Source organism: Caballeronia sp. AZ10_KS36, assembly GCF_023631105.1.
GTDB lineage: Bacteria > Pseudomonadota > Gammaproteobacteria > Burkholderiales > Burkholderiaceae > Caballeronia.
Genome location: NZ_JALQDQ010000014.1, coordinates 24,432 through 40,865 on the forward strand (window position 1 = coordinate 24,432; position 16,434 = coordinate 40,865).

The 16,434-nt window shown below is 60.7% G+C and carries 22 protein-coding genes; 17 read left to right on the top strand and 5 right to left on the bottom strand.

The window, feature by feature from the left end:
• Positions 1 to 44: 44 nt before the first annotated feature.
• The 3 genes from NCR35_RS08065 to NCR35_RS08075 form a co-directional block, all read right to left on the bottom strand.
• Entirely contained in the window at positions 45 to 677 is a 633-nt protein-coding gene (locus NCR35_RS08065; protein WP_250533953.1) for an ArsR family transcriptional regulator, read from the bottom strand.
• Positions 678 to 824: 147 nt separating this feature from the next.
• On the bottom strand, positions 825 to 1,187 hold the full coding sequence (locus NCR35_RS08070) for a hypothetical protein (RefSeq protein WP_250533954.1): 363 nt from the start codon (positions 1,185 to 1,187) through the stop codon (positions 825 to 827).
• A gap of 172 nt (positions 1,188 to 1,359) precedes the next feature.
• Complete coding sequence (locus tag NCR35_RS08075) at positions 1,360 to 1,536, bottom strand: hypothetical protein (protein ID WP_250533955.1); 177 nt, start codon at positions 1,534 to 1,536, stop codon at positions 1,360 to 1,362.
• Between NCR35_RS08075 and NCR35_RS08080 the strand changes: the two genes are divergently transcribed.
• Entirely contained in the window at positions 1,535 to 2,125 is a 591-nt protein-coding gene (locus tag NCR35_RS08080; RefSeq protein ID WP_250533956.1) for a hypothetical protein, read from the top strand. The two genes, NCR35_RS08075 and NCR35_RS08080, sit on opposite strands and share 2 nt — an antisense overlap.
• Before the next feature lie 344 nt (positions 2,126 to 2,469).
• On the opposite strand, the gene NCR35_RS08085 is transcribed toward NCR35_RS08080, so the two are convergent.
• Positions 2,470 to 3,546, bottom strand: coding sequence for a helix-turn-helix domain-containing protein (locus NCR35_RS08085; RefSeq protein WP_502801658.1), 1,077 nt, complete (start codon positions 3,544 to 3,546; stop codon positions 2,470 to 2,472).
• A gap of 172 nt (positions 3,547 to 3,718) precedes the next feature.
• On the opposite strand from NCR35_RS08085, the gene NCR35_RS08095 reads away from it, so the two are divergent.
• From NCR35_RS08095 to NCR35_RS08125, 7 genes are all read left to right on the top strand, one after another.
• Positions 3,719 to 4,162, top strand: coding sequence for a phage regulatory CII family protein (locus NCR35_RS08095; protein WP_250533957.1), 444 nt, complete (start codon positions 3,719 to 3,721; stop codon positions 4,160 to 4,162).
• A 7-nt stretch (positions 4,163 to 4,169) separates the two neighbouring features.
• Positions 4,170 to 4,982, top strand: coding sequence for a YdaU family protein (locus tag NCR35_RS08100; RefSeq protein WP_250533958.1), 813 nt, complete (start codon positions 4,170 to 4,172; stop codon positions 4,980 to 4,982).
• Positions 4,969 to 5,577, top strand: a complete 609-nt coding sequence (locus NCR35_RS08105) for a DUF6475 domain-containing protein (protein WP_250533959.1) — start codon at positions 4,969 to 4,971, stop codon at positions 5,575 to 5,577. Before NCR35_RS08100 ends, NCR35_RS08105 begins: the two co-directional genes overlap by 14 nt.
• 88 nt (positions 5,578 to 5,665) lie before the next feature.
• Positions 5,666 to 6,331: a DNA-methyltransferase gene (locus NCR35_RS08110; protein WP_250533960.1), complete on the top strand. Its 666-nt coding sequence runs from the start codon at positions 5,666 to 5,668 to the stop codon at positions 6,329 to 6,331.
• Positions 6,328 to 6,582 carry a hypothetical protein gene (locus NCR35_RS08115; RefSeq protein WP_250533961.1) on the top strand — a complete coding sequence of 85 codons (255 nt, stop codon included), beginning with the start codon at positions 6,328 to 6,330 and terminating at the stop codon, positions 6,580 to 6,582. The genes NCR35_RS08110 and NCR35_RS08115 overlap by 4 nt, the downstream gene beginning before the upstream one ends.
• Positions 6,583 to 6,844: 262 nt before the next feature.
• The gene (locus NCR35_RS08120) at positions 6,845 to 7,318 is read left to right on the top strand and encodes a hypothetical protein (RefSeq protein ID WP_250533962.1); all 474 of its coding nucleotides are present in this window, start codon (positions 6,845 to 6,847) and stop codon (positions 7,316 to 7,318) included.
• Positions 7,315 to 8,526: a hypothetical protein gene (locus tag NCR35_RS08125; RefSeq protein WP_250533963.1), complete on the top strand. Its 1,212-nt coding sequence runs from the start codon at positions 7,315 to 7,317 to the stop codon at positions 8,524 to 8,526. The genes NCR35_RS08120 and NCR35_RS08125 overlap by 4 nt, the downstream gene beginning before the upstream one ends.
• A gap of 15 nt (positions 8,527 to 8,541) precedes the next feature.
• Here NCR35_RS08125 and NCR35_RS08130 read toward each other — a convergent pair whose 3' ends face one another.
• Positions 8,542 to 8,718, bottom strand: a complete 177-nt coding sequence (locus NCR35_RS08130; protein ID WP_250533964.1) for a hypothetical protein — start codon at positions 8,716 to 8,718, stop codon at positions 8,542 to 8,544.
• A gap of 60 nt (positions 8,719 to 8,778) precedes the next feature.
• On the opposite strand from NCR35_RS08130, the gene NCR35_RS08135 reads away from it, so the two are divergent.
• From NCR35_RS08135 to NCR35_RS08175, 9 genes are read left to right on the top strand one after another with little or no spacing between them, the layout of a single operon-like run.
• Positions 8,779 to 9,003 carry a hypothetical protein gene (locus NCR35_RS08135; protein ID WP_250533965.1) on the top strand — a complete coding sequence of 75 codons (225 nt, stop codon included), beginning with the start codon at positions 8,779 to 8,781 and terminating at the stop codon, positions 9,001 to 9,003.
• 43 nt (positions 9,004 to 9,046) lie between these two features.
• Positions 9,047 to 9,505, top strand: coding sequence for a terminase (locus NCR35_RS08140; RefSeq protein WP_250533966.1), 459 nt, complete (start codon positions 9,047 to 9,049; stop codon positions 9,503 to 9,505).
• Positions 9,483 to 11,090, top strand: coding sequence for a terminase (locus NCR35_RS08145; protein WP_250533967.1), 1,608 nt, complete (start codon positions 9,483 to 9,485; stop codon positions 11,088 to 11,090). The genes NCR35_RS08140 and NCR35_RS08145 overlap by 23 nt, the downstream gene beginning before the upstream one ends.
• Before the next feature lie 12 nt (positions 11,091 to 11,102).
• On the top strand, positions 11,103 to 11,567 hold the full coding sequence (locus tag NCR35_RS08150; RefSeq protein WP_250533968.1) for a GNAT family protein: 465 nt from the start codon (positions 11,103 to 11,105) through the stop codon (positions 11,565 to 11,567).
• Positions 11,564 to 12,016 (top strand): hypothetical protein, encoded by a 453-nt coding sequence (locus NCR35_RS08155; RefSeq protein WP_250533969.1) that lies wholly within the window; start codon positions 11,564 to 11,566, stop codon positions 12,014 to 12,016. Before NCR35_RS08150 ends, NCR35_RS08155 begins: the two co-directional genes overlap by 4 nt.
• Entirely contained in the window at positions 12,013 to 12,327 is a 315-nt protein-coding gene (locus tag NCR35_RS08160; RefSeq protein ID WP_250533970.1) for a hypothetical protein, read from the top strand. The genes NCR35_RS08155 and NCR35_RS08160 overlap by 4 nt, the downstream gene beginning before the upstream one ends.
• On the top strand, positions 12,328 to 14,142 hold the full coding sequence (locus NCR35_RS08165) for a portal protein (protein WP_250533971.1): 1,815 nt from the start codon (positions 12,328 to 12,330) through the stop codon (positions 14,140 to 14,142).
• Positions 14,139 to 15,077 (top strand): hypothetical protein, encoded by a 939-nt coding sequence (locus NCR35_RS08170; protein ID WP_250533972.1) that lies wholly within the window; start codon positions 14,139 to 14,141, stop codon positions 15,075 to 15,077. Before NCR35_RS08165 ends, NCR35_RS08170 begins: the two co-directional genes overlap by 4 nt.
• A gap of 2 nt (positions 15,078 to 15,079) precedes the next feature.
• Complete coding sequence (locus NCR35_RS08175; RefSeq protein WP_250533973.1) at positions 15,080 to 16,405, top strand: hypothetical protein; 1,326 nt, start codon at positions 15,080 to 15,082, stop codon at positions 16,403 to 16,405.
• Positions 16,406 to 16,434 lie beyond the last annotated feature (29 nt).

Sequence of the window (16,434 nt, forward strand, 5' to 3'; positions counted from 1 at the left end):
CATGACGAAAACGGCGCTCAGAATCCAGACGATCAGAATTGCGCTCATACTGCTTGTCTCCCTGCTGTCATAAAAATCATGGGGTCGCGGAACGGTTGAATTTGTGCGGCGAGGTGTTGCAAGCGCTTGCGCTCGACATATTCCTCGTGCGTCATGTTTGCCGGCCGCCTCAGGCGTTTCACGGCGCTCGGCGCGCGGCGCGGACTCGGGCTCGGCGCGTCCGGCGCGTCGCCGATGCCGTACAGGCGATGCGGCTTGGTCTGTCCGATCTGCACGTATCCGGTGATGCGGATACCTTTCTTCTCCTGGCGGAACGTGCGCAGATGGTTGTCGATTCGCTTGTCGCTGATGCCGAACTCGTCGGCGATCTGGCGAGAAGTCATCGGCCCGCGCGCTTTCAGAAGCGCGATGATCTGTTCGATGCGTCCGCTCATCACGCCCTCGCCAGAACTGCGACGTACCAAATGACGCCGATCGCGACGCCGTATGCGATCGCCCACAGAACGGGCGCGATGCGCGAGCGGCGCGACGGAATGCTGATGACCGAATACGGTCCGAACTTCGACGTCTGGAGCGAACGCGGCGCCATACGGTAGTGGGCGGAATCTCGTGAGAACATGGGTTATCCCCGCAGGATGAAAACGGTAAGGAACGTCGTGAGGAGTGCGAAACCGCAAAGCGCGGCGTACATCAGCAGCGCGCGCATGTGGCCTACGAAAAGAATGCGGCGATCACGCCGACGAGGAACGCGGCGCCAGCGCAGGCCGCGAGATACGCGCCGAATGCGTGCGCGTCGTTCAGTTCTTGATCGGTGACGGTTCGCATCAGTGGCGCTCCCGGCTCGGCGATTCAGACTCCATTGCGCGCGCTTCGGTGACGGCGATCTCCATGCTGTTCCAGAGGAGCGCAGCGTCTACCATCGCTTTCAGCGTGAACGCGAGTTGCGTGTCTTCCGCGTACGTCATTCGCTGAAGGGTCGCGACCTGATCCCGGACCGTCGAGATGATTTCGAGCGCGAGAATGAAGTCTTCGGTGGTGATGTTTTGCATCCGGCGCTCGTGGATTTCGGCAGAGCGTTCGTTGATATATTTCTGCACCCGGATTTGCCGCGCTTCTTCAGCGTCCATCTCGGCGAGTCCGCGGTCGATCGCATAGTCGCCCATGCTCATGGTTCGGTTTAGGTTCATGGTCAGCACCAGCAGATGTCTTCGAGGTGGATGGTAAAAAAGGCTTCGTGAATTCTGTGTCCGTTCGTACAGACGAAGTCGACGCTGTGCAGAATCCCGTAACGAAGGTTCACGTAGGTATGCGTGCGCATGGCTTGTCCTGCGTGGGTGGCCCGGCGAACCGGGCGCGATTTTAGAAAACGCCGTATTTATCTTCGTGATGCTTTCGCACCTCATCAGCAGAAACAGCGCGCAAGCAGGAGCCGTTCGCGCTGTATCGCTTGACCATCGCATCGGCATCAAGCACTGAGTGGAAGCCTGCGGCCACTTGCCAGGTTTCTTCGTTGATTACGTAATATGGAAATTCCATGCTTTTCCTCGTTTCACGTCGTTCAGAAGTACCACCGAAGCAGGCGGTCGTTTTCGCTAATGTCGTCGCGTTTCGTGTAGCCCTGGACGAAAGCGATTGCATGGGAAAGGCGGATCGTTTCATGCACCTTTCTCCCGCTGACCTTGACAATGAATTTCTCAGCGCGAGCGTTGTATGCGACCTCGATTTTTCGCTTGCGTACCATTTTTCTTCTCTCCGGTTGGTGCGCGTCGTTCAGCGCGCCGTTTCGACGTGTCTCAATGGAGCGTCGACCCGCGGCGCTCTAGTGAAACTGCTTTCGGCTCTGTCGCGTCGCTGGCTCCGATTTCGCCAGGTCATCCGGTCGGCACCGATTGCAGCTCGGGCTAGGCATTCCCGACTCACGTTGCCGGGCTATCCGACGACCGCTGCGTTTGCTGCGACCGTGACTGAACGATACACAAGAAATACTTGCACTGCAAGACAAACTTGCATCGAAGGACGAAAAAAAACCCGCCGTAGCGGGTTATCCGACTTAGGAGCGAATCACTTCCGTTTTGGTGATTCAGGTAAGGGCACCGCAGCTCCGGCAAAAGTCCATGCGCCGTGACGAGCGATAGTAGTGGCGCCGACCACCTCGATCAGGGACATCGCAGGCCATTGTTCATTACGTCGGACTGAAATTACCTTGTATCTCGTATTGGGGTTGCTTATTACGCAGTCTGCGTCAGGGGATCCTGATTCCGCGAGCATTGCATCTGCTTTCGTGTCCTCGCCTTTAGCAAGACTGAGGGTTATGTCGTGAAGGCCTTCCAGGGATAGGCATATGGGTACCGCTTGGGCAAACTGGACCAGCGTCCCGGGCTCGATGTCCGCCGGATTTGCTTGGGATTGCGCAAGCGCAGGTAGGCACGCCAGGGCCGTTGCAGCAAATAGAGCGCTATTTCTCACTGTCTATCTCTTAATTTTTTTCGATGGGACTGGATGAGCGACATAGAACATCCAGCTGATCTCTTCCTCGGCGTGCAGGGTGGTCCCAGGTTCACTGTAGGCAGAGAGTTGCACTCCGCCGCGGCGCGACACGAGTCGTTTCAGCAATGTCTCTCCCGTTTTCAGTCGAACCAAGACGTCATCCTCTAGGTCGACCTCGATCGCAGGCTCGACGAGTGCAAACTCGCCAGGGTTGAACCTAGGAACCATCGACGTATCGACGATCGGTATCAAAAAGGCTCGCGGGTCAGACGTCGCGAGTACGGCAAATTGTTCTGTGGCTCCCACCAGTGTTTCCCCGTCCCATAGTCTCTCAGGCATTCCCTCCGGCGGCCGCTCGATGACGTAGACAGGACGGAATTCGTTTTTGTCTAGTGAATATTGAGGAATGTTCGAGACATTGCCTGTCTCGTTCTTGCCGCCTACGGCAATAGTATCTGCGGCTTGGGCAACATTTGAAGTCCCGAAGAGAAGGTATTCGACGCTCGTGTTCAGCGCTTTGGCCACGTCATCCACGCGCTTGCGGCTCGGCGCAGTTTTCCCTTTCTCCCACTGCTGGACTGTCTGGTACGAGACGCCAACGATCTCGCCTAGCGCTTCTTGCGACAGGCGCGACGCCGTACGCAACTGATAGATACGGTCATGGATTGTCATGCCCATGATGGTATTCGCAAGTTTCGCTTGCGCAAATGCAAGATCGACTTGCACTGCAAGAACTTCTTGCATAGAATCGGGCTCATGGACCAAATCATGACCACCGCCAACGAAGCCCTTGAGCGAGCCATCTCTCGCTTCGCTTCCCTGTCCGCAATGGCTGATGCCATTGGGGTTTCTGGTTACCAAGTCATCCAAGACTGGCGCAAGCGGGGCCGTGTTCCTCCCGCTCACTGCAAGGTCATTGAGCAGCTCACTGGTGAGCGTAGCGAACTGCTCAATGGGGATGTCGATTGGGCGTTCTATCGGAAGACCGGTGCTGTCGTTGATTCCGAGGCGGCGCCTGTTTGACATCGCCTGCCGAACACGCTTTTGAGTGAGCTTCATTTTTCTATTTTTGGACGGGCCGCGCAGTTGGATGGCAAGCCGGTGTCGATTTCGACGTGTTGGCGAAGTCTTTCCCTCTTAATGGCCTTCGCCTGATTCCCCGCAGGCGCTGACTCTGGAACTGATTATTCCTTACTGCGCCGCAACAAAACACGTTTGTTTGGAGCAGACATTGAACATCCTCGACACCGCCCATGCCGTCGCACACGAATACGACGGTGGTTGCGAGTCTCTGGCGCCGCGCATGGGTGTCAGTGCTCAGGTTCTTCGAAACAAGGTCAACCCGAATATCTCGACACATCACCTGACGCTTGTCGAGGCGGTTCGAATGGCCGATCTCGCCAATGACTATCGCGTGCTCGAAGCATGGGCGAAGCAGGCCGGAATGGCGCTCGTGAAGATCCCAATGCCTGAGGATTGCGCCGACCAAGAGGTTTGCGAGTTGATGGCGAAATCGCTAGCGACACATGGTGATGTAGGCGCTGAGATCGTCAAGACACTAGCGGATGGCCGCGTCGAGCCGCACGAGGCGAAGAAGGTAAACGACCGCGCCTTCGCACACATCACGACAGTTGTTTCGCTCACGAGCCGCATTGCTGGCATGGCCGAGAAGTGAGACGACCATGAACTTCTACGACAAGCACGTTGGCGACTGGATCAAAGACACGGTCAGTCTCTCGATGCTGGAAGACGGCGCTTATAACCGCCTGATCGATCAGTACTACCAGACCGAGCGCCCGCTGCCGGCCGACAAAAAGCTCGTGTACCGGCTTGCTCGCGCGATGAGCACAGCCGAGCGGAAAGCCGTGGACTTTGTTCTGGAGACGTTCTTCGTAGAAGGGCCGGACGGCTTTCGTCAGAAGCGCGCAGATGCAGAGATCGAACGCGTGAAAGAGAAGCAACGCAAGGCACAAGCATCTGCGAATGCACGGTGGGCGAAGACCGAACGCAATGCTAATTCCGATGCGAACGCATATGCGAACGCATCCGAAACGCATGCCTCCGAGCAATGCGAACGGAATGCTACCCAGTATCCATTACCCATAACCCAAGAAAAAACAAATACACAGGAACGCGGGCGCGAAGAAACGACGCCTGCAAGCGTCTCGGTCGTTATGCGTCGGTACTCGATCCCGGCGACGCCGAGCAATCCGAGCGTGATCGCTCTGGCGCAGCAGGGCATTGATCTCGCCACGCTTGAGGCTGCTTGCGCAGAGACGCGTGAGGCCAAGCCGAACGAAGCGATCGCCGTGAACTACATCGTCAAGAAACTTGAGAGTTGGGCGAAGCAAGCCAGCGCCGTTCAGGTGCGCGGTGCGCAGCGTCCTTCTCTCGTCCGAACCAATGGCGCAGGCAACAAGCAAGAGGCGCTTGAGCGCAGAAATCTCGAAATCGCAAACGAACTCGCGAAGGAGTACGCACATGGAGCAGGCTGATATCTCCCGTTTCACCGAAATGCTGTCGAACGTGTATGCGTTCTACCAGCGCGATTTCTCGCCGTTTGCCGGGCGTGTGTGGATTGAGGCAATGCGGCCGTTCGATTTCACCGCTGTGGCGGGCGCTATCAATCGCCACGTCGTGAATCCCGACTCGGGGCAGTTTCTGCCCAAGCCTGCCGACATCGTGAAGATGCTTCAAGGCTCGACGCAGGATTCCGGATTGGTGGCGTGGACGGAAGTCGACCGTGCTGTTCGGTGCAGCGGCCCGTATGGTGCGCCGAAGTTTGCAGACCCGATCATCGCGAGCGTCATTCTCGACATGGGCGGATGGGTAAGTCTCAACGAGAAGACCGAAGACGAGTGGCCGTTTATCCGAAACGAGTTCGTCAATCGCTACCGCGGCTACAAGCTGCGCAACGACTTCCCGAGCCGCGCGCCTCAATTAACGGGCATCGCCGACCATCACAACCGCCTCGAAGGCTTCCTAGCTGATGACGACAGGCCTCTGCTTGACCGAAAGATCGATCCGGACGAGCCGTGCCCGTTCGAGATCGCTGAGTCTGTCATCAAGCGCATTGGAGAAAAAGCATGATTCCCGCCGATTTCGACCCGTTCTACATCGTGACCGGCGTGAAGCGCCGCGATTGGACCAAGCCGGTGCAGCCGGCGAAGGTGCCGCAATGAGAAAAGAAATCATCGGCGACGCGACGCTGTATCTCGGCGATTGCTGTGAAATCCTGCCGACGCTTGATCGCGTCGACGCCGTTATCACCGACCCGCCGTATGGGATCAGCATCACAAAGAGCAACCGAATCAGCAAAGAGCGCGGCTTTGCGGCCGATAGTTGGGATGACGAGCCTATCGGCGAAGAGCACTTATCGCTGATGCAGGCAGCCGGCGCGAAACACTTGTACTGGGGTGGAAACTACTTTCAGCTCCCGCCAGCGCGCTGTTTCCTGATTTGGGACAAGCAGAACGAAGGCCGGGACTTTGCCGATTGCGAACTTGCATGGACCGACTTCGATGCAGTCGCACGCATCTTCCGCATGCGCCCGCAGAACATGGACGGCGGCAAGGTTCATCCGACTCAAAAGCCAATTGCGCTTATGGAGTGGTGCATCCAGATTGCCGGCATGCCTGAATCGATTCTCGACCCTTTCATGGGATCGGGAACGACCGGCGTCGCTGCCGCACGCCTCGGTCGGTCGTTCATTGGTATCGAGCGCGAGCCGAAGTATTTCGACATCGCCTGCAAGCGCATCAGTGACGCGCAGCGTCAGACGTCGCTATTCGAACCCGAAGCGCCGAAGGTCGAACAACTCTCGCTCATGGAGATGCCGCAATGAGATCGACGAATGTGCTGCCCGGCCAACTCGCCTACATCAACCGCGCGCCGGGCGTGCCGTTCGCGCTCGGGCTCGCGGTGCTCGTGTGTCATCGATCGAAAGACGTCGAAGGAAAAATCGCATGGGCGGTGCGCGTGAGCAAGCGCCTAACGGTCAGGGATGGAAAGACGGGTCAGCCGTGCCAGTACGTGAACGTCCCCGACGAGTGGATGACGACGATCGCTTATGTGGGAGTGAAAAACGATGCGTAACTGCATATGCAAAGCGTGCGGTGTGTCGTTCTCTTACCCGACCCGTCGCGCGTATTGCAATGACCATCGCGCCGAAGCGAGAGCGTCGCAGATCAGTTTCATAAAGGACGGTCGGCAACCGGTCGGCGCGAACGTAGTGAAGAAGTGCGGCCATTGCGGCGCGGATTTCAGTTCGTTCAGATCCGCGGATCGCAAGTATTGCAGCTACAGGTGTCACCTCGATTCGGGTGGCGCATTCAGATCAGGAAAAGCGGCGGGGAGTATGACCAGGAAATACGGTGCGAAGAAAGACGCGAACCATGCGGAATTGGTTAGCGCATTCAAACGTCTTGGCGTAGGGGTCATGGATCTGTCCGTGCTGGGCAGCGGCGTGCCAGATCTTCTCATCTGGTGCGCGAAAAGGTATTTGCTCGTCGACATCAAGAACCGCGGCACCGGATACGGACGGCGCGGACTCAATCAGAACCAAAAGGATTGGGCCGACGGATGGCGGGGCGGTCCGGTCTATCTGGTCTATGACCTCGACGACGTTGTCGCCCTTGCAAATGGTCACCTCGATTTCGTAAAGCGTTACCCAGAAGACCGCGCACATCCGGAGGAAGTTACGGACATTCCGGACGGCGTCGTTTATATCCGCATGGTTCAAAAGGAGGACGGCACTTTTTCGAAAGAACAGTTTGACCCGTTTGTTAAATCAAAAACTGCAACTCAAACCAAAAAGGATGAATTGTCATGACGCTCTTTTTCAATGCCTCGACGAAGATCATCACGGCGGGCGACGTCGCGCCCGATGGCGCGCATGAAATCTCGGCAGACGAGGTCGATACACTGAAGGCGGGTGGCGCGACCGTCGACGCGAGCGCGGATGCGGAGTTGGGAAACGTCACCGCTGCTGGTGGTGTCTCCGCCGATACTTCGGTGGCCGACATCTCTGCGCCCGATGCGACGCCGACGGCCGCGGATGACGCGGGAAACGATTCGACCGTGTCGACGACCTCATCGCCGCAGTCGCAACCGGATCAGCCTGCGTCGCAATCGCCGGACTCGTCCTCATCGTCGTCGGACTCTGGTTCGGGTGACGTGGGAAACCCCGTGTCGACGTCGAGCGAATCGCCCGCGGCATCCAGCGACGACTCGGCCGCATCTGACGCTGCTGTCCCTTTGGCCGATGGTGGTGCGCCCGTGCCTGCTGGTGACTCGGGAAACGTGCCTGCGGCTGTCGATGGCTCTCCGAGTGCGACAGCCGCGACGGATGCGAGCTCAGACTCGAACGCCAGTACGCAAGAGGGCTCCGACGCGAGTTCTACCGGCGTAACTACGGGGGATGACTCGGGAAACGTGGACAGTGGTGCGACGGATGCCGCGGCAGTGGGTTCCGATATCCCTTCGGATTCACCCTCGAATTCTGCTCCTGTCGACGAGGCCGCGAACTCGACTGCGCCGTCTTCGACTGACGTCGCGCCGGTCGCCACCGAAGCGCCCGCGCCGGACGCTGGCACCGATCAGGCGGTGACGTATGACACGCAGACGCCGGGGGCTGATGTGGGAAACGTCGGTGCGCCCGATGCGACGGGCGCGGCTACCGATGGGACGTCATCCCCGACTGCATCGTCATCTGCGGATGCGACGCCGGCCGTGGAATCTTCGACCGATACCGTCCCGGCGCCCGCGGCTGATTCGGCTGCTGCTGATGCCGCGACGCCCGTCGACCCGGTGACGCCGCCTGTGACCGACTCGGTGACGTCGTCGCCGACCGGTGGCCCGACCGCCGGCAGTGGTGCGACGCCGACGGCTCGCCAGCATCACGCGCTGCTCGATCGTCTCGAAGAAGATCTGCGCGGCTCGCTGATGGCAATCGCGGCGATCGACGCTGAGATCGAGCACATCCTCAGCGCCGTATTCGATCGTCATCACTCCGTGATCGACGTCGAAGCCGCGAGCTAACGGCGAAGGGCGGGGTTATTCGCGGAAGTACTGCGGATATTCCCGCCTGATCTTCGCAATCGCTTCGTTCATGTAGATCGCGCGGGCTAACTCGTTGCCGATGTCTCGCGCTTTGTCCGATGCCGCAACCAGTGCCTTACGTGCTGCGTCCGGCAAGACCGACGAGGTGAATTGCGTAGGAGCGTTAAGCATTTTGGTTTCTCCGGTGCGATACCCGGAATGTTAACTAAATATCGTACGAATGGGGCAATCATGAAATTAGTCGGCGTGAATGAGAAAGGCATACGCGTGGGCCAATACCATCAGCGCGCGAAACTCACGGACTTGGACGTCGAGCAAGTGCGCGAACTGCGCGTAAGCGGCCTCAGCTATCGAGCAATCGCCGAGAAGTTCGAGATCGGCATTCGGACGGTTCGCGACATCGTTTCGTATCGCAAGCGCGCGCAGTTCCCGGCGAAGTGGAAAAGCATCGCGTGAGTGCGCTTACTCGCGCGCACGCGCGGCAACAATCGGCCCCATCATGAACGTAAAACTGACACCTGAAAAAAAGACGGCGTTTCTTGCCGTGCTATCGCAAACGGCTAACGTCTCGGCGGCGGCTGAGGCGATCGGTGTTGCACGTCAGACCGTCTACCAATGGCGGGAAAACGACAGTGAGTTCGCTTCCGCGTGGGCGAAGGCTGAAATGCTCGGTGTGGAGGGCATGAAAGACGAGGTGAATCGGCGCGCATTCGCAGGATTCGATGAGCCCGTTTTCTACCAAGGCGCGATGTGTGGGTCTGTCCGGAAGTACAGCGATACGCTCGCGATGTTCCTCATCAAGGCGCGAGACCCAGCCTATCGGGACAATTCGAAGGTGGAGTTATCGGGACGCCTCGCCCTAAACGAGATGAGCGACGAAGATATCCGCGCCGAACTTTCAGCCATTGCGGCTTCTGGTTTGCTGAAGACTGACGATGGCAGCATTGAAGCCGGTTAATCGTATCGCCGCATTGCGAGCGATCGAACTGAAGCGTGAACTGGATCGGCGGCGGATATGGACCGCACTCGACGGCCCGCAGCGCAATGCGTTCGAATCCAAGGCCGATATCGTCGGCTTTGGCGGTGCGGCGGGCGGCGGGAAGACCGATCTCGCATGCGGGCTCGCGCTCACGGCGCACGAGAAGACGATCGTCCTGCGCGAGAACGGAACGGAACTGACCGGCGTGATCGACCGGCTGACCGAACTGCTGAAGGGGCGCGACGGATACAACGGCTCCGACAAGATCTGGCGCACGGTGACGCCCGACGGCAAGTTCCGACAGATCGAATTCGGTTCGTATCCCAATCCCGGCGACGAGACGAAGTACCAGGGTCGCCCGCACGATCTGATCGTGTACGACGAGGCGGCCAACCATCGCGAGAGCGCCGTGCGCTTCCTCATGGGCTGGCTTCGTACCGTCACGCCCGGCCAACGCTGCCGCGTGCTGCTCACGTTCAACCCGCCGACGACCGCTGCCGGCCGCTGGATCATCTCGTTTTTCGCGCCGTGGCTCGACCGTAGGCATCCGAACCCGGCCGCGCACGGCGAACTGCGCTGGTTCGCGACCGTCGCCGGCAAGGATATCGAGGTGCCGGATAACACGCCGTTCGTGCTCGTCGGCTCCCAACGGATCTACGACTTCGACCCGGCCGACTTCAAGCCGCAAGACATCATCACGCCCATGTCGCGCACGTTCATACCCTCGCGCGTGAGCGATAACCCGTACCTGATGGGGACCGGATACGTGACCACTCTGCAAGCACTGCCCGAGCCGCTGCGCTCGCAAATGCTCAACGGCGACTTCAACGCGGGCATTCAGGACGACGCGATGCAGGTCATCCCGACCGCATGGGTCGAAGCCGCAATGGCGCGCTGGCGCGAGCCTGACGTGAAACCGCCGATGGATTCGACCGGCACAGACGTCGCGCGCGGCGGCCAGGATAAGACGATTATCGCGCGCCGTCATGGCATGTGGTTCGACAAGCTGCTGCGCTATCCCGGCACCGCGACGCCCGACGGCCCGACCGTGGCCGGGCTCGTGATCGCCGCGACGCGCGACAGCGCGCCGATGCACATCGACGTAATCGGCGTCGGCTCCTCGCCGTATGACTTCCTGAACGACGCGCGGCTGCCGGCGATCGGCGTGAACGTCGCTGAAGCGGCGCGCGGCATGGACAAGTCCGGCAAGCTCGAATTCTTCAACCTGCGCACCGAACTCTGGTGGCGCATGCGCGAAGCACTCGACCCGGCGGCGAACACTGGCATCGCGCTCCCTGACGATCCCGAACTGCTCGCTGACCTGACCGCGCCGACATGGGAACTGCGCGGACGAAAGATCAAGGTCGAAGGGCGCGAGGAGATCGTCAAGCGCATCGGCCGATCGCCTGACGCGGCGTCCGCCGTCATCCTCGCGCTGATCGACACGCCGAAGATCGACGACCTGCGCCGCTCGCGTGCGCTTACCGGAATAGGGGCCGAATACGATCCGTACGCATATCAGCGCCCGGCCACGCGCCGCAGCGACCATAACCCGTACGCGTAGGAGTGTCCCGCAATGGCTACGGCCGCCGTCATTCGTAAATGCCAGTTCGACGAACTCGCGGCCGCTGCGAACTTCGACGCGCTCTGCGCCGAGTACGCGCGCGAGTCGGGCATCGCGGAATTCGGTGAGCACAAGGTCGACGGCAATGCCTATCGGGCGATGGAGTCGACCGGCATGGCGCAGTGCATCGGCGCATGGCACGGCGACGAGCTGATCGGTTTCGGCGTCGTCACGCTCTCGCCGCTGCCGCATTACTCGAAGCTGATCGGCTGCCTGATCTCGTTCTTCGTCGCCTCGCATGCTCGTATCGGCAGCGCAGGCACGCGCATCCGCCAGGCCGCCGAGCAATACGCGAGCGATCGCGGGGCAATGGGATTGATGATTAGCGCGCCGAGCGAAAGCCGTCTCGACGTCATCCTGCCGCGCGTGGGCTATCGCGCGACCAATCGCCTGTTCTTCCGGGCGTTCGCGCAATGAGCCAGCTAACGACGCCCGCGCCCGCACTGGTCGCTCCTGCGCCGCAGACGCTCGAATACCTGCGCGATCTCGACGCGGCAATGCTCGCGCTTCCGCAGACCGAGATCCGCATCGATCACCTGATTCACGGCGGCATGTACGCCCGCACGGCGCACGTGCCGGCCGACACGATCGTATCGGGTGCGCTTCTCTCGCGCGCGACGGTGCTCGTGCTGCATGGCGACGTCACGGTCTTCACGGGTGCCGAATCGGTGCGGCTGACCGGCTTTCATGTTCTGCCGGGCAGCGCCGGGCGCAAACAACTCTTTCGCACGCACGCCGAGACGCACATGACGATGGTGCTGCCGAGCGGCGCGCAAACGGTCGACGAGGCCGAACACGAATTCACCGGCGAGCCTGAACTGCTCAAGAAGTCAGCGGGACGCGTCACGATCACAGGGGAAAAATGATGAGCGGAGTTATCGCCGGAATCGGCGTTGCAGTCGCGGCGGCCGGCGCTGTCGCGGCGCACGTTCAAGCAAACCAGCAAGCCGCCAATGCGCGCGGCGCGGCCGACAAGGCCAAGATCGCCGCAGGCACGGCGCAGAAGGCGACCGCAGCAGACACGTCGGGCGTGAGTTCGACGGATGGCGCGGCAGCCGCAGGCGTGAACAGTGGCCCGGCATCGACGCTTCTGACCGGCTCGGGCGGCGTCTCGAACTCCTCGCTCAATCTCGGCGGCGGCGCCGGGCTCGGCGGCAATACGCTCCTGGGCTCGTAAATGGCGCGCACGCTCCTCACCGACGACACCGCAGAGAAGCCGCAGGCCGACAAGCCTGACCAGAACGGCGGCAATGCGAAGCCCGTCAAGACGCGCAAGGAACTCATCCTCCAACGCTGGCACGCGCTGAAGTCTGAGCGCTCGTCGTGGGTCGCCGAGTGGAAAGACATCAGCGACGTCCTGCTGCCGCGCGCTGGCCGGTTCTTCGTCGAAGACCGCAATCGCGGGAACCGGCGCAATCAGAAGATCTTCGATTCGACCGCGACCAAGTCGCTGCGCGTGCTCGGCGCCGGGCTCATGGCGGGTGCCACGTCGCCCGCGCGGCCGTGGATTGCGCTGAAGACGCCATACCGCGAGCTCAACGACAAGCAGTCGGTCAAGCTCTGGTGCGCAGAGGTGACGAAGCTCATCCTCGACGTCTTCAATCGCTCGAACGTATATCGGTCGCTGCATTCGATGTATGAGGAGATCGGCGCGTTCGGTACAGCCGTGTCGATCATCATGCAGGATTACAACGACGTGATCCGTATGTATCCGCTCACGGTCGGCGAATACTGCATCTCGACCAACCATCGGGGCGAAGTCGACACGCTGTACCGCGAGTTTCAATTGACGGTCGGCCAACTCGTGAAGCAGTTCGGCTACGAGAACGTCAGCGACAACGCGAAGAACATGTACGACCGCGGCAATCTCGACGTGTGGCGCACGGTGATTCACTGCATCGAGCCCAACGAAGACCGCGACCCGACCAAGTCCGACGCCGCCAACATGGCATGGACGTCGACGTATCTCGAAGTCGGCGGATCGTCCGACTCGCAGCAATCGACCAATCAAGGCACGACCGGCGGCGATAACGCGCTGCTCTCCGTCTCGGGCTTCCGCAAGTTCCGCGTCGTCGCGCCGCGGTGGGCGACGTTCGGCGGCGACATCTACGGCAACGGGCCGGCGATGGACGCGCTCGGCGACATCCGCCAGTTGCAGCACGAGCAACTGCGCAAGGCGCAGGCGATCGACAAGATGACGAATCCGGCGCTTCAGGTGCCGACGTCGATGAAGAACCACGATCTCGACACGCTGCCGGGCGGCATCTCCTACGTCGACAGCGCATCGCCGCAGGGCGGAATTCGCACGGCGTACGACGTCAATGTGCGGATCGACTATCTGCTGCAAGACATTCAGGACGTGCGCGCGCGCATCAAGTCGGCGTTCTACGAAGACCTATTCCTCATGCTCGCGAACAACGTCAACGCGAACATGACCGCGACCGAAGTCGCCGAGCTGCACGAGGAAAAGATGCTGATGCTCGGGCCGGTGATCGAGCGCCTGCACGACGAACTCCTTAAGCCGCTGGTCGACGCCGCGTTCGACATTCTCGCTGAGGCCGGCCTGCTTCCGCCGCCGCCGCCCGAACTGCAAGGCATGTCGCTGCAAGTCGAATTCATTTCGATCCTCGCGCAAGCGCAGAAGCAAGTCGGCACGAACGCGATCGACAAATTCACGATGGCGCTCGGCAGCATGGCCGTCATGCAGATCAACGCGCAGCAAGCGCCGACCGTGCTGGATAACTTCGACGTCGACGGCTGGTACAAGACCTACGCCGACGCGCAGGGTGTCGACCCGGCGCTATCGATCGACCCGGACCAGCGCGACCAAGCGCGTGCCGCGCGCGCGAAGGCGCAGGCGCAGGCCGCACAAGCCGCACAGATGCAGCAAGCCGCTGAGACGGCGAAGACAGCCGCGCAGGCGCCGACACAGGGCGGCGCAAGCAACGTGCTCTCCGATGTGATGAGCAACCTAACCGGGTACAGCCAATGAGCTATTACGAACCAGCGACCCGCGGGATCGCGGATAACGATCTGATCGCCGTCGTGCAGGACGGCACGCATCTCGTCTACATGACGGGTCTGCAATTCAAGACGTATTGCGGCGGCGGTGGCGGCGGCAGCGGCACGCCTGGCGTCGGCATTCAATCGTCGGCCGTCACCTATCAGGCGTCGGCGTCCGGTACTGCGGTGCCGACCGGAACATGGACGAGTTCGGTTCCGGCCGTCTCCGCGGGTCAATTCCTGTGGACGCGCACGATCCTCACGATGACCGACGCGTCGACCGCGACCGCGTATTCGATCGGCTACGTCGGGACGGACGGCAACACGATTCTGACCACGTCGGGCGCTCCGTCGAACTCGGTCGGGAAAGACGGAAACTACGCTTACGACCCGTCCGCAGCCGTGATGTACGGGCCGAAAGCGTCCGGCGTATGGCCGGCGGGCGTCTCGTTCATTCCGGCGACAAGCAATGTCTGGTTCAAGCAGAGCGGCATTTCGGTCACGCACAACGCGAGCGAAGGCCTCTCGACGACGTTCAATCTGCTGTCGCTCGTCATCCCGGCGAACACGATGGACGTGCAGGGCCTGCTCGAATTCCTGCCGGCGCTCACGATGGGCGATACGTCGAACCCGAAGACGATCACGATTGCGATCGGCGGCGTCACGCTCTGGACGTACAACGGCTCGGGCTCGACGAGTTTCGATAGCTATATCCAGATTCAGAACGCGAATTCGAAGACCGCGAACATGGTGCGCGCGAGCAACAACAACGCGCCGTTTCAGACCGGGATCATCGCCATGCAACAGACGGCGATCGACTTCACGCAGGACCAGACCCTGACGATCACCTGCAGTTTCACGGCCGGCACGAGCGCGACCCTCGTGACGCTGAACCACTGGCACGTTCGCGTCTGGAATCAATAATCATGGGCAAGCTATTCACGAAGGCGGCCTATCCGCTCTTGCTGCCCGCGCATTCGTCCGGCACGACTGCGGTCGTCAACAACAAGCGCATCGTCGACGCGAGCGGCAACGCGTGGAGTCTGAGCGCAGATCGCCGCGTGATGGTCAATGGCGCGGCGGCCGGCTATAGCAGTCAGGTCGTGATCCTGCTCTACTACAACGGCACGATTTACCAGTCGAACGCGGCGGGTAACTGGTGGTCGTGGAGCGGTTCGACGTGGGTGTCAGTCTCGGGCGATCCGCGCACGACCCCGCTGCTGCCGTTCTGGGGCATCAACGGACACGACACCTGGAGCCAACCCGCCTATACGTCGTCGAACTGGGGCAACAACGCGGCGGCGATTCGCGATCTCGGGACGATGGCGTATCGCAACGGATACAGCGCGAACTACGATTCGTCGACGGGCGCAATCACGTCGAGCGACGGGAATACGACCCTGTCGTTCATGAATGCCTATCCCGATATCACGATGGTGCCGGTCCTGCTGCCGCGGTGGAAGGTCGCTTACGACAATGTCACCACCGGCACCGAGACGACCGCGTACACGATGGGCTATAACCTGGGCGTCGACGCGGCGACCAAGCTCGGCGGGCGCGTGCCGTATTTCGGATGCGGCAACGAATTCGAGAACGGCTACGTCAGCAACTCGGGCAACTCCAAGACCGACTACGACAACGCGGCATTCCTGCGCGCGCGCGGCTCGATCCGCGGCATGATCGCCGGCATCAAGTCCGTGAACCCGGCTTATAAGATCTGCGCCCCCGCTATCTCGTGGGTGCATTTCGGTTTTCTAGACATGCTGGCGGACGGCTCGACGCCTTCTGCGCCGACGACGTACGACTCGACGAAGATCGTCACGTGGGACATTACCGACCTGCACGTCTACACGCAGAACAGCACGAGCTCGGATAACTTCGAGGCGCTGGTCGGTCAGCCGATCAGCAACGGCATCACGCGCGCCTGTGGCTACGGCAAGCCGATCGTGATCTCGGAGTACGGCGTCAACACGTACAAGCAGGTCAACAGCGTCTGGACGGCGCTCTATCCCGACGAGGCATCGATCTCCGCGGCGCTCACGACGCAGGGCTATCTCCTCGACAAGTGGTACGCGATCCGCAACAGCTATTCGCAGCCGATCCTCAGTTGCATGCTGTACCAGCTCGCCGATGCGGCGTCCGACGGATCGAACACGAACGAGACGAACTTCGGCCTGCTCGGAACGGACTCGACCACGAAGAAAGGGCGCTATACGGCCGTCAAGAACTTCATCGCGGCGCATCCGGTATGAGGTGCGCTTACCGGTTTGGCCCGCATTTA